Here is a 12,500-nt window from a genome sequence, read left to right on the forward strand (position 1 = left end):
ACTCGCCTACGACGAACTCGACCGCCTCATCGGCGAAACCACCGTCCACAACGGCCAAAGCGCCACCGTAGGCTACCGATACGACCCGTTGGGCAACCGCATCCGCACCATCCTGCCCGACGGCCGCCCTATCGATTACCTGTATTACGGCAGCGGACACCTGCACCAAATCAGCCTCGACGGCGAAGTCATCACCGACATCGAACGCGACAAACTGCACCGCGAAATCCAAAGGACGCAGGGCAGCATCAGCAGCCTGTACGACTACGACCCTATGGGTCGTCTGAAAAGCCAGCGTACCGTCTGGAGCGGCACACCAACACTCCGCGGCAAACAAAACCTGTTGGCCGGCGGCGCCGTCAACCGCCGCTACGCCTACGACAAAGCCGGCAACCTGATCCAAAGCGCCAACCAAAGAAGCGGCGTCCTTAATTATGTTTACGACAAAATCGGACGCATTCAAGAAGCCCGCAACAGCCAAACCGACCGCAGCGAAACCTTCACCTTCGACCCCGCCCACAACATCCTTTCCGACAAAGCAGCCGAAGGGAAGGGCAAAGGCAGTAACCTTGTCAGTGGCAACCGCCTCAAAGAATACAACGGCATCGAATACACCTACGACGCCTTGGGCAACCTGATTTACCGCCAGCTGCCCGACGGCGAGAACCAATATTACCAATACGATTTAGAAAACCAACTCGTCCGCGCCGAAATCAAAAAGCCCGCCGGCAATACCGAGATCTGGGAATATGCCTACGACCCGTTCGGACGACGCCTGAGTAAGGAAAGAAAAGACAAACTTGCCTGGACGAGTACCGACCCGAAACGCACCCACTTCGTCTGGGACGGAACGCGATTACTTCAGGAGTACACCTACAAAGGCAGCTACACCTATATCTACACCGACCAAGACAGCTACGAACCGCTGGCGCAAATCTTTGATAACGCCAAAGACGGCAAACAATACATCGCCTATTTCCACAACGACCAAATCGGCATACCGAGAGAGATGACCGACATCCATGGTAATCTCTTATGGTACGGCGAATACACCGCATGGGGTCGTCTGAAAAAAGATGAACGCGTCTATCGGAATGCCCATCAGCCGTTCAGATTGCAAAACCAGTACTTCGATGAAGAGACCGGGCTGCATTACAACCTGATGCGGTATTACGAGCCTGAGGCCGGGCGGTTTATGAATCAGGACCCGATTGGGTTGTTGGGTGGGGATAATTTGTATTTGTTTGCACCGAATATGCAGACTTGGATTGACTCATTAGGATTAAGCGGAAAGTTAACAATTTATTCTGATACACATGATTTTGTAGGACATGCATTTATTGGATTAGAAAAAAATGGCAGAACTCAATATATAGGTCAATGGCCTGGAGGAGAAGGGTTTAGATATAATTCAAAAGATATTACTAGTATTTTGGTTAGTGATATGGGGGGAACTATGAGTTTTAATGATACGAGGTATTTAGATAGTAAGTATTTGGTATCAAGAAGTTATGATTTGAATGATGATCAAATGAAAAAGGTTGAGTCCTATATAAGGGACTTTAATAACAAAAATACAGAAACTTCTGGATATAATTTACGAAATAGGCAGTGTGCAAGTTTTGCATATGGAGCAAGTCAAGCTGCTGATATTAAAGAAATGAAAATGTCTGGTTGGGTTACTCCTGCTTCGTTAGCTAAGAAAATTAATAAATTAAATGGTAAATAAATTATGAAATCTATTTTAAGTTCTATTTTATCTCTAATAGTATCCTCCTCTTCTAATTTACCTTATGTTTCACATTACTCGTATGATTTTCAACATGGCTGGTTAAATATAATTTTATCAGAATATAATAGTCAAAAAACTTGTGGAGATATAGGTATAAGTAATAATGAGTTACAATATAAGCTTTTTTGTGGGAAAGAAAATGGAAAAGGAATGATTCCGTTAAGTAAAATAAAATTCAAATATGAGAAAGATATTTTTTCTGCTCAAAGTATTATAAGTGGAAAAATATTTTTTTCAGTTAAATGTACACAAGAGCAATACAGATATATAGAAAAATATATTAAGAAATAAACAGCAAGCAGTAGCCCGCATGAAACCACCAATTCCGATGTAGAGTGCGAACGGTACGCACGCACGCGGTTTCTGTTTTTCAGACGACCTCACTATCTTCTTTGAGGTCGTCTGAACCATTTGTTCTTTAACAATCTCATTAGCAGTTAACATAGAGGTCGTCTGAAAACTAACTTTCAGGCGACCTTCATCTTATTTCGTCAAAAATGTGCGTACGAAAGGGTTTTCATATCATACTGCTGCCTTTGAAATAGAATAAAAGGCGTATATAAAATCATGTGGGAGAATGATTTCAGAAACTAAACGGCAGGGATTAATTTCTAGGAAACAGGCAGCAAGACTGCGTAGAATTATTGGTAAATGTTCCTAATTTTATTAATGTAAATATATTGGAAAGGGTTAATATGACATACTTGATTAAGCCATATGAATCAATTGGTGATTTTGTATTTGGTACTTCTCTTGAGGAAATACAAGAAAAACATGGAAAACCAGCAAGAATGGTTGAAGATAATATTATGAATAATAAGGTGGAATATAGGAATGCTTGTGAGTTAGTTTATGAAAACGATAAATTGGTTTATGGATATTGCTTAAAAGATTCTAATCCCATATTAGGAGATATTGATATATTTAAAAATTCAATCGAAGACCTTAAAGCTATCGATTCAGAATTTATCGAAGGAAAAAAATATATTCTTTTTAAGAATCTCGGGATTTGTATAGGAGGTATGACAGGAAAAAAAATTCCTGAAGGCAAGTTATTAATTGCATTTGATAAAAATCACTTTGATTTTTTTGAATGTTTTATCGAGGTGTAATCGAACTGTAGCCAATGAAGCTTCCAATTCCGATGTAAAGTAAGTCATAACCTGCACAAAATCTTCAGTCATGACGTAGAGTGTGTGCGGTACGTACGTACGAGGTTTTTTGGTTTATTAGACGGCCTCAATACCTCTTTGAGGCCGTCTGAAATATTGGTTCTTTAATAATCTACTAAAAGCATTTATTATTATATATCCAATAATCATAATTTAAGGGAAACGTTCATGGCGTGGCGGTTTGTGTTACCTGCTTGGGTGGTTGGTGTAGTGCTTTCGTTTGCGTTGCCGTTTGTGCCGCCATGGTGGACTTGGTTGTCTGTAATCATTGGCGCGCTTGCGTTGTGTCGAAAATTTGCTGTGGCTTGGTTGGCGTTGGCCGTCTGCATGGGCATGGCGTTTGGTGTGTGGCGGACAGGGCTGGTGTTGGCCGGGCAATGGCCTGTAGGGGAGGTGGCGGCTAAAGTTTTGATGGTTGAAGTGGCGGATATGCCGCGTGATGATGGTCGGCGCGTGCAGTTTGCGGCGAGGGCTTGGGATGAGCGTGGGCAGGCTTTTGATTTGATGTTGTCGGATTATCAGCGGCGTGATTGGGCGGTGGGCAGTCGGTGGTCTGTATCGGCGCGGGTAAGGCCGGTGATCGGTGAAGTGAATGTGCGCGGTTTGAACCGTGAAACATGGGCTTTGGCCAATGGTATCGATGGCATGGGTACTTTGGGGCGCGACAGGAAACTCGTGCGGCAAGGCGGCGGTTTTGGTTTGGCTAATATGCGTGATGCGGTAAGCCGAAGTTGGCAGGGAACGGCGGACAAATATCCTGAGTTTTCAGACGGCATAGGGCTGATGCGTGCTTTGAGTATTGGCGAGCAATCGGCGTTGCGACCGCCTTTGTGGCAGGCATTCCGGCCGTTGGGGCTGACGCACTTGGTCAGTATTTCGGGCTTGCATGTGACGATGGTGGCGGTATTGTTTGCCTGGCTGATTAAGCGAATTTTCCGTTATTCGCCGTGGATTCCGGCGAAACCGCGTGTGTGGATATTGGCCGGCGGTGTTGCCGGGGCTTTGTTTTATGCACTTTTGGCCGGTTTTTCCGTGCCGACGCAACGCAGTGTGTTGATGTTGGCTGCGTTTGCGTGGGCATGGTGGCGCGGCAGTGGCGGCTCGGGTTGGACGGCATGGTGGCAGGCTTTGGCCGTTGTTTTGTTGTTGGACCCGTTGGCCGTATTGGGTGTGGGAACGTGGTTGTCTTTCGGTTTGGTTGCTGCTTTGATTTGGGTTTCATCAGGCCGTCTGAAAGAGTCGGGCTGGCGTTTGGCAGTACGGGGGCAATGGGCGGCAACGGTATTGTCGGTGGTATTGCTGGGCTATTTGTTTGCTTCGTTACCTTTGCTCAGTCCGTTGGTCAATGCGCTGGCTATTCCTTGGTTTTCTTGGGTGTTGACGCCGTTGGCTTTGCTGGGTTCGGTTTTCCCGTTTGAACTTGTCCAGTTGGTAGCGGCATTTTTGGCGGAATATACTTTACGCGGTTTGGTATGGCTGGCTACGGTATCGCCTGAATTTGCCGTCGCAGCGGCGCCTGTGCCTTTGTTGGTGTTGGCGATGATGGCGGCTTTGCTGTTATTGTTGCCTAAAGGAATGGGCTTGAAACCTTGGGCATGTTTGGTTTTATTGGGTTTTGTGTTTTACCGTCCTGCCAAGTTGGAAGAAGGGGTGGCAAGGGTTACGGTGATGGATGCAGGACAAGGTTTGTCGGTGTTGATACAAACGCGTAATCGTAATCTTTTGTTTGATACGGGAACGGAGCAAGTGGCGCAAACAGGTATTGTGCCGAGTTTGAATGCTATGGGTGTGCGCCGTTTGGACAGCTTGATTTTGTCGCACCATGATATTGACCATGACGGCGGTTTTCAAAGTGTATCGGCTGTCGGTACCGATAAATTGCTTGCCGGACAACCTGAGTTTTATCCGAATGCAGAGTTTTGCCAAGAAGACAAATGGCAATGGGACGGCGTAGATTTCGAGTTGCTCAGGCCGTCTGAAAATACGGGCAAGGAAGATAACGACCAGAGCTGCGTATTGCGTGTCGTGGCAAACGGCAAAGCCTTGTTGATAACCGGCGATTTGGGCATGAAGGGCGAGGCCGGTTTGATTGAGAAATACGGCAATGCGCTGTATAGCCAAGTGTTGGTATTGGGACATCACGGCAGCAGCACGGCTTCATCAGGCAGCTTTCTGCATACAGTTTCGCCGCAATATGCCGTAGCATCCAGCGGCTATGCCAATGCCTACAAACATCCGACCGTTGCCGTACAAAATCGTGTCCGTGCGCACGGCATTACTTTGTTGAGAACGGATTTGTCAGGTGCATTGGTGTTTGTTTTGGGGCAAGATGATGTGTTCCGAGGCCGTCTGAAAAAGGACAAGTTTTATTGGCAGAAGAAACCGTTTGAGTAAAAAGGATAAAAGGCCGTCTGAAAGACTTTCTCAGACGGCCTTGATATTTTTGTTTGATGGGCATTATCCAAATTTTGTGTGAATCCAATTGTGGATAGTTTGGTTTGATTATTGATAATAAAGAATAAACTAAATTTGATTAAATAATAGGCAAATAGAAAAGAGAAAAATAATTACAAAGTTATTAGTAATTATCGGTATGATATTCTGTATATCAAGCAGAGCCTAAAGCAGCACAGAGTTCGTGCGTTTCTACAACGAAGATGCTGCGCAGCTGACGGCCGCCAATATTATCGGCTGATGGTTGTTTTGAAGTTTAAGGCCGTCTGAACTTGATATTTCATGTTCAGACGGCCTTAAACTTTGTGTTTGTTAACTATATAATATCCGACCCATTTGTTTAAAAAGGCCATCGCCATGAACACCATACGCACCAAAATTTGCGGTATTACCCAACCTGAAGACGCACTGGCTGCGGCCGAATTGGGTGCGGATGCCATCGGGCTGGTGTTTTACGCCAAGAGTAAACGGGCTGTGAGTATTGAGCAGGCGCAGGCGGTTGTGAGAAATTTGCCGCCGTTTGTATCGGTGGTGGCCTTGTTTGTGAATGAAAACGAGCAAACCATCCGTGAGATTTTGCGTCAGGTGCCGATAGATGTGATTCAGTTTCACGGCGATGAGGACGATGATTTTTGCCGTCGGTTTGACCGCCCGTATTTGAAGGCCGTGCGCGTACAGTCCGCTGCCGATATTCAGACGGCCTGTGCCAAATTTCCGAATGCCCGCGCTTTGCTGTTTGATGCCTATCATCCGACCGAGTACGGCGGTACGGGACAAAGTTTCGACTGGACCATGTTGCACGGCAATATCGGCAAACCATGGATACTTGCCGGCGGATTGACTGCGGAAAACGTTGCCGAAGCGGTGAAAATCAGTGGCGCGGCGGCGGTGGATGTGTCCGGCGGCGTTGAAATCTCCGGCGGGGTTAAGAGCAGGGAGAAAATGGCGGCGTTTATTCAGGCGGTAAAGGCCGTCTGAAAATTTGTTTGAATGAAAAGCAACCGGAATACAGCTATGCAAGAGCCAATCGTTGAGTCCCATCCCTTCGCAGCCTTGTTGCCGCCGCAGGCAACGGTCATGATGATGGGGACGTTTCCGCCTAAAGAAGAAAAACACGCAATGCAGTTTCATTATCCGAATTTTCAAAACGATATGTGGCGCGTGTATGGGCTGGTGTTTTTCGGCGATGCGGCGCATTTTCAAAAGCCGGGAGAAAAGGCGTTTGATGCCGATAAAATCAAAGCGTTTTTAAGTGAGAAGGGGATTGCATCCTGTCCGACTGTATTGAAGGCGATACGCGAACATGGCAATGCTTCGGATAAGTTTTTAAAAGTGATAGAAACCGTCGATTTGGTGGCAGTATTGGCGCAAATGCCTGAGTGCTGCCATCTTTGTACCACCGGCGGCAAGGCAACCGAAGTTTTGTTGGAGATTCAAGGAAACGGCATGAAAATGCCGAAGACAGGTGAAACAGTACCGTTCCCTTATGCAGGACGTGATTTGACCCTAACGCGCCTGCCTTCGACTTCGCGTGCCTATCCTTTAAGTTTGGCAAAAAAAGCGGCGGCATATCGGGCTTTTTTTGAAACGGCTGGATTGACTGTTTTTCAGGAGTAGAGCGATGGACCGTTATGAAATCTCTTTAATGACGTTTATGGCTTTGTGGTGGCTTTTTAATGTCGTCTCAGTGTGGCTGAAGGCCAAACAATGGCATATCAAGGTATTGTTGGGCGGAACGCTTTTGTATGTGATACAAATATCTGCAGTCATTATGTCTGTTAACGGCCTTAATTGGATATTTTTGAACGTAAGCACTATAAATACCAATGAGTTGATTATTGCTTTGCTGGTGCTTAACTTTTTGGGTTGGTGGTTGCTGGCGCTGTGGTTGGGGATGTTGGCTTTAAAAATATGCCTGAGAAACAAAAGCGAAGAAAAACATATTGCGCCGCCGTTGGGTACGGCATTGGTTGCAACATCGAGCTGTACGCTGTTGTTTCTATTTTGTCTGCTGATATTATTATTCAATTAGTTGCCGACAAGATGAATGGAAAACGGCTATAATTGCTGACAATTTTACTTTCAGACGGCCTTGTACTGAATCAGGCCGTCTGAAACCATAAAACGAACAAGGAAAAATCCCATGAAAAATTATCACGCTCCCGACGAGAACGGCTTTTTCGGCGAACACGGCGGCCTGTACGTTTCCGAAACCCTGATTCCGGCTTTGCAAGAATTGGCAGAAGCCTATAAAGCAGCGAAAGAAGATCCTTCATTTTGGGAAGAGTTCCGCCATGATTTGAAACACTATGTCGGCCGTCCTAGCCCTGTTTACCATGCCGCGCGATTGTCCGAGCATTTGGGCGGCGCGCAAATCTGGCTGAAGCGTGAAGATTTGAACCACACCGGCGCGCACAAAGTCAACAATACCATCGGTCAGGCATTGCTCGCCCGCCGCATGGGTAAAAAACGCGTGATTGCCGAGACCGGCGCGGGTCAGCATGGCGTGGCTTCTGCTACTGTTGCAGCACGCTTCGGCATGACTTGCGACGTGTACATGGGTGCGGACGATATCCAACGTCAAATGCCCAACGTGTTCCGCATGAAATTATTAGGTGCGAACGTGGTCAGCGTGGACAGCGGCAGCTGTACTTTGAAAGACGCGATGAACGAAGCCATGCGCGAATGGGTGGCGCGTGTAGACGATACGTTCTACATCATCGGCACTGCCGCAGGCCCTGCTCCGTATCCCGAAATGGTGCGCGATTTCCAATGCGTGATCGGCAATGAAGCCAAAGAACAAATGCTGGAAGCCATCGGCCGCCAACCTGATGTTGCCGTTGCCTGTGTGGGCGGCGGCTCCAATGCCATCGGTTTGTTCTACCCCTATATCGAAGAAGAAAACGTACGTCTGGTCGGTGTAGAAGCCGGTGGTTTGGGTGTGGATACGCCTGACCACGCCGCACCGATTACCAGCAAAGCCCCTATCGGCGTATTGCACGGCTTCCGCAGCTACCTGATGCAGGACGAAAACGGCCAAGTTTTGGGTACGCACTCCGTTTCCGCAGGCTTGGATTACCCCGGCATCGGCCCGGAACACAGCCATTTGAACGACATCAGCCGCGTGGAATACACCGTTGCCGAAGACGACGAAGCACTTGAAGCCTTTGACTTGCTCTGCCGTTTCGAGGGCATTATTCCTGCGCTGGAATCCAGCCATGCCGTTGCTTGGGCGGTGAAAAACGCACCGAAAATGAGTAAAGACCAAGTGATTTTGGTTAACCTCTCCGGTCGTGGCGACAAAGACATCAATACCGTGGCAAAACTCAAAGGCATTGAGTTGTAAGCCTTATTGATTGAGCAGTAAAGGCCGTCTGAAAAAGCTGGATTTCAGTCTTTCAGACGGCCTTTGTTTCCGTAATGATTCAGCGTAGTATTTTATCCGCGCAAACTCTATCAAGTATCGGCGGCTAAGGAAATTTATCCTTTTAAACCGAGCTTGTACGCTTTCTAAACCGATTATTCAAGTTATCCATCACCATGAAACATTTAGCAATCCATCTAAAACTATTGGGCATGGCGGCGTTTTGGGGCGCATCTTGGCCGATGGGGCGGATGCTGGGACAAGCGCTGCCGCCTTTAACGGGCGGTATGCTACGCTTTTTGACGGCGGCAATCTTGCTTTTAGGCTGGCTGTTTGCACGGTATCGGTTGCGTACTTTGGCAGTTTTGTCGCGCAAACAATGGCTTGGATTGGCACTGGCGGCGGCATTCGGCGTTTTTGGTTTTACCGTATTGTCTATGCTGGGTTTGCAACGGATTCCTGCTTCAAGGGCGACAGTGTTGGTTACGTTCAATCCTGTGTTGACGATGTTTTTTGCGGCTTTGCTATTTGGCGAGAAACTCAACGGCAAGATTGTGTCGGGCATGTTGTTGGCAGTGGCAGGCTCGATATGGGCGGTTACACATGGCGAGATTGCGGCATTTTTGTCGGGCGACGGAATAGGGTGGGGCGAAGTGCTGGTGTTTTGCAGCCTTTGCTGCTTGGTTACTTATACGATGATAGGCAGGGCGGTGTTGCGGGGGATTGATGCGCTGACGGTCACCGTGGCCACCGCTTGGATGGGTGCAATGATGTTGTTGCCGCCTGCGTTGATTTCAGACGGCCTGCCGTTTGGTATGCTTGCCGAAATGGATGGTAGGGGCTGGTTTGCTTTGATTGGCTTGTCTGTCGGCGCAACGGTATTGAGCTATGCGTGGTATTTTGAAGGCGTGAAGACTTTGGGCGCAGGCAGCGCGGCGGCGTACATCACTTTGGTGCCGGTATTCGGCATTTTGTGTTCCGCTTGGTTTTTGGGCGAAGCATTGCATGTTTCCTTGGTTGCCGGCTGTTTGGCGGCAGTGGTCGGATTGGCGTTGATGCAGTACGGAAGACGTGCCGTCTGAAATAGAAAATATGTTATATAATAATGAGACTAATCAAACCATTGTTTTAAACATGTCTGAACATTCTTCCCTGCTTGATTTCGACCGCGTCCATCTGCTCCATCCCTATACATCCATGACCAACCCTTTGCCTGTTTATCCGGTGCGCCGTGCGGAGGGTGTGCACATCGAATTAGCGGACGGCACTCGGCTGATTGACGGGATGTCGTCTTGGTGGTGTGCGATACACGGCTACAATCATCCTGTTTTGAATCAGGCGGTTGAGGTGCAGATTAAGCAGATGTCGCATGTGATGTTCGGCGGTTTGACGCATGAGCCTGCGGTAGAACTGGGCAAGTTGTTGGTCGGGATTTTGCCGCAGGGGCTGGACCGTATTTTTTATGCGGATTCGGGTTCGGTTTCGGTGGAAGTCGCGCTGAAGATGGCGGTGCAATACCAGCAGGCGCGGGGGTTGACCGCAAAGCAGAATATCGCGACGGTGCGGCGCGGGTATCACGGTGATACTTGGAACGCGATGTCCGTCTGCGATCCGGAAACGGGGATGCACCATATTTTCGGCAGTGCTCTACCGCAGCGTTATTTTGTCGATAATCCGAAAAGCCGTTTCGACGATGAATGGGACGAGGCGGATTTGCAGCCTGTTCGCGCCTTGTTTGAAGCGCATCATGCGGATATCGCCGCCTTTATTTTGGAGCCGGTCGTGCAGGGCGCGGGCGGTATGTATTTTTATCATCCGCAGTATCTTCGCGGTTTGCGCGATTTGTGCGACGAGTTTGATATCGTGTTGATTTTTGATGAAATCGCCACCGGATTTGGGCGCACGGGCAAGATGTTTGCCTGCGAACACGCGGATGTCGTGCCGGATATTATGTGTATCGGCAAGGGCTTGAGCGGCGGCTATATGACGCTGGCGGCGGCAATCACTTCGCAAAAAGTCACCGAAACGATTTCGCGCGGCGAAGCGGGCGTGTTCATGCACGGGCCGACGTTTATGGCGAACCCGCTGGCGTGTGCCGTTGCCTGCGCTTCGGTCAAACTGCTTTTGTCCCAAGATTGGCAGGCAAATATCCGCCGCATCGAAAGCATCCTGAAAGGTCGTCTGAAAACCGCATGGGACATTCGCGGCGTGAAAGACGTGCGCGTTTTGGGTGCCATCGGGGTGATCGAGCTGGAAAAAGGTGTGGATATGGCGTGTTTTCAAGCAGATTGCGTGGCGCAGGGCATTTGGGTGCGCCCGTTCGGCAGGCTGGTATATCTGATGCCACCTTACATCATTTCAGACGGCCTTTTGACCGAAATTGCCGATAAAACCGTGCAAATTTTGAGGGAACACAGCAAATGAAAGGCGTTTACTTCGTCAGCGGCATTGATACGGACATCGGCAAAACTGTCGCCACCGGCGTGTTGGCAAAACAATTATTGCAGCAGGGCAAAAACGTGATCACGCAAAAACCCGTGCAAACCGGTTGCCAAAACATCGCCGACGACATCGCCGTCCACCGCAAAATCATGGGCATACCCATGCAGGAAGTCGACAAACAAGGGCTGACCATGCCCGAAATCTTCAGCTATCCCGCCTCTCCCCATCTCGCCGCCCGTCTTGATGGCAGGGCTTTAGACTTGGACAAAATCCGTACCGCTACTCAAGAGTTGGCGACGCAATACGAAATCGTCTTGGTCGAAGGCGCGGGCGGTTTGATGGTGCCGCTGACGGAAAATCTGTTGACCATTGATTATATTCAGCAACAGGCTTATCCCGTCATCCTCGTTACCAGCGGACGGCTCGGCAGCATCAACCACACCCTGCTCAGCTTCGCCGCGCTCAAACAATATGGCATTCAGTTGCACAGCCTGATTTTCAACCATATTCACGACAGCAAAGATGAAACTGTTGCCGGAGATACCTTGGAATATCTTAAAGGCCGTCTGAAAGATGAGTTTCCCGAAGCCAAATGGCAGGAGTTGGCCAAGACAGAGGTGTCAGATGGAGCTTGATATACCGCGTGGCACGCTTTGTTCACATGCCAAAGCTTCAAGTCTTTTGCCGTTTAAGGTCGGACATCTACTGACCGTTTCTTCGCTAACCGCTGCTTTACGCGCTTCCGGTAAGGATTTTTCAGTTGAGCCTGTGTATTTGGGTTTGACGAAGGGTGCGGAAAACGGAGACGAAATCTTTGTGCGCGATGTTTTGCTCAAACTGGACGGTGAAACAGTGATACAAGCCAGAAGCGCGTGCCGACCAGACAGCAGTCTATGGACAGAATTATTAGATTGCGGAACGCAGCCTTTGGGCGAGCGCCTGTTTGACGGTACATTGCCGTTGAAACGTTCGGATTTTGAGTTTCTTCGTTTTGAAAATTCCGACCATCCATCTTTCAGACGGCCTGTGACCGCGCGCCGTTCGTATTTCGATTGGAACGGCGAAACTTTAGAATTAACAGAATATTTCTTATTGAAATTAATAGATTTATATCGCTAAGGCCGTCTGAAAATAAAACCGATTACCGATATTTGTCATATTTTTGTTATAATACAATAAATTAAATTGTTAAGATCTGTTTAATTTCAGACGGCAATAAATTATAATAAGAGTTAAGGCTCTAAAAAGCCTTTCCTTCCGAATCGACACATAAACA

The 12,500-nt window shown here is 48.2% G+C and carries 12 protein-coding genes; all 12 read left to right on the forward strand.

Annotated features, from left to right (window positions below; genetic code table 11):
- The coding region (locus ACTHSX_RS06245; RefSeq protein ID WP_440379657.1) for an RHS repeat-associated core domain-containing protein at positions 1–1,729 on the forward strand (1,729 nt) is incomplete at its 5' end.
- Between the two features lie 3 nt (positions 1,730–1,732).
- Positions 1,733–2,083, forward strand: coding sequence for a hypothetical protein (locus ACTHSX_RS06250; protein ID WP_440377124.1), 351 nt, complete (start codon positions 1,733–1,735; stop codon positions 2,081–2,083).
- 404 nt (positions 2,084–2,487) lie between these two features.
- On the forward strand, positions 2,488–2,904 hold the full coding sequence (locus ACTHSX_RS06255; RefSeq protein WP_188212207.1) for a CTP synthase: 417 nt from the start codon (positions 2,488–2,490) through the stop codon (positions 2,902–2,904).
- A gap of 228 nt (positions 2,905–3,132) precedes the next feature.
- The gene (locus tag ACTHSX_RS06260; protein ID WP_440377125.1) at positions 3,133–5,358 is read left to right on the forward strand and encodes a DNA internalization-related competence protein ComEC/Rec2; all 2,226 of its coding nucleotides are present in this window, start codon (positions 3,133–3,135) and stop codon (positions 5,356–5,358) included.
- 417 nt (positions 5,359–5,775) lie between these two features.
- The gene (locus ACTHSX_RS06265; protein WP_308880977.1) at positions 5,776–6,396 is read left to right on the forward strand and encodes a phosphoribosylanthranilate isomerase; all 621 of its coding nucleotides are present in this window, start codon (positions 5,776–5,778) and stop codon (positions 6,394–6,396) included.
- A gap of 36 nt (positions 6,397–6,432) precedes the next feature.
- Entirely contained in the window at positions 6,433–7,035 is a 603-nt protein-coding gene (locus ACTHSX_RS06270) for a DNA glycosylase (RefSeq protein ID WP_440377126.1), read from the forward strand.
- A gap of 4 nt (positions 7,036–7,039) precedes the next feature.
- Entirely contained in the window at positions 7,040–7,450 is a 411-nt protein-coding gene (locus ACTHSX_RS06275; protein WP_440377127.1) for a hypothetical protein, read from the forward strand.
- A gap of 111 nt (positions 7,451–7,561) precedes the next feature.
- Positions 7,562–8,764: a tryptophan synthase subunit beta gene (trpB, locus tag ACTHSX_RS06280; RefSeq protein WP_440377128.1), complete on the forward strand. Its 1,203-nt coding sequence runs from the start codon at positions 7,562–7,564 to the stop codon at positions 8,762–8,764.
- A gap of 194 nt (positions 8,765–8,958) precedes the next feature.
- Positions 8,959–9,864 carry a DMT family transporter gene (locus ACTHSX_RS06285; protein WP_440377129.1) on the forward strand — a complete coding sequence of 302 codons (906 nt, stop codon included), beginning with the start codon at positions 8,959–8,961 and terminating at the stop codon, positions 9,862–9,864.
- Positions 9,865–9,916: 52 nt separating this feature from the next.
- On the forward strand, positions 9,917–11,206 hold the full coding sequence (gene bioA / locus ACTHSX_RS06290) for an adenosylmethionine--8-amino-7-oxononanoate transaminase (RefSeq protein WP_440377130.1): 1,290 nt from the start codon (positions 9,917–9,919) through the stop codon (positions 11,204–11,206).
- Positions 11,203–11,859 (forward strand): dethiobiotin synthase, encoded by a 657-nt coding sequence (gene bioD, locus ACTHSX_RS06295; protein WP_440377131.1) that lies wholly within the window; start codon positions 11,203–11,205, stop codon positions 11,857–11,859. Before bioA ends, bioD begins: the two co-directional genes overlap by 4 nt.
- Entirely contained in the window at positions 11,849–12,343 is a 495-nt protein-coding gene (locus ACTHSX_RS06300) for a chorismate--pyruvate lyase family protein (RefSeq protein ID WP_440377132.1), read from the forward strand. The genes bioD and ACTHSX_RS06300 overlap by 11 nt, the downstream gene beginning before the upstream one ends.
- Positions 12,344–12,500: the final 157 nt, after the last annotated feature.

Source organism: Neisseria sp. P0014.S002 (genome assembly GCF_051958295.1).
GTDB classification, from domain to species: Bacteria; Pseudomonadota; Gammaproteobacteria; order Burkholderiales; family Neisseriaceae; genus Neisseria; species Neisseria flavescens_B.

Bases quoted from the DNA above. Each gene is read 5' to 3' on its own strand.
- ACTHSX_RS06250 (WP_440377124.1), top strand. From the start codon at position 1,733: ATGAAATCTATTTTAAGTTCTATTTTATCTCTAATAGTATCCTCCTCT.
- ACTHSX_RS06255 (WP_188212207.1), top strand. From the start codon at position 2,488: ATGACATACTTGATTAAGCCATATGAATCAATTGGTGATTTTGTATTT.
- ACTHSX_RS06260 (WP_440377125.1), top strand. From the start codon at position 3,133: ATGGCGTGGCGGTTTGTGTTACCTGCTTGGGTGGTTGGTGTAGTGCTT.
- ACTHSX_RS06265 (WP_308880977.1), top strand. From the start codon at position 5,776: ATGAACACCATACGCACCAAAATTTGCGGTATTACCCAACCTGAAGAC.
- ACTHSX_RS06270 (WP_440377126.1), top strand. From the start codon at position 6,433: ATGCAAGAGCCAATCGTTGAGTCCCATCCCTTCGCAGCCTTGTTGCCG.
- ACTHSX_RS06275 (WP_440377127.1), top strand. From the start codon at position 7,040: ATGGACCGTTATGAAATCTCTTTAATGACGTTTATGGCTTTGTGGTGG.
- trpB (WP_440377128.1), top strand. From the start codon at position 7,562: ATGAAAAATTATCACGCTCCCGACGAGAACGGCTTTTTCGGCGAACAC.
- ACTHSX_RS06285 (WP_440377129.1), top strand. From the start codon at position 8,959: ATGAAACATTTAGCAATCCATCTAAAACTATTGGGCATGGCGGCGTTT.
- bioA (WP_440377130.1), top strand. From the start codon at position 9,917: ATGTCTGAACATTCTTCCCTGCTTGATTTCGACCGCGTCCATCTGCTC.
- bioD (WP_440377131.1), top strand. From the start codon at position 11,203: ATGAAAGGCGTTTACTTCGTCAGCGGCATTGATACGGACATCGGCAAA.
- ACTHSX_RS06300 (WP_440377132.1), top strand. From the start codon at position 11,849: ATGGAGCTTGATATACCGCGTGGCACGCTTTGTTCACATGCCAAAGCT.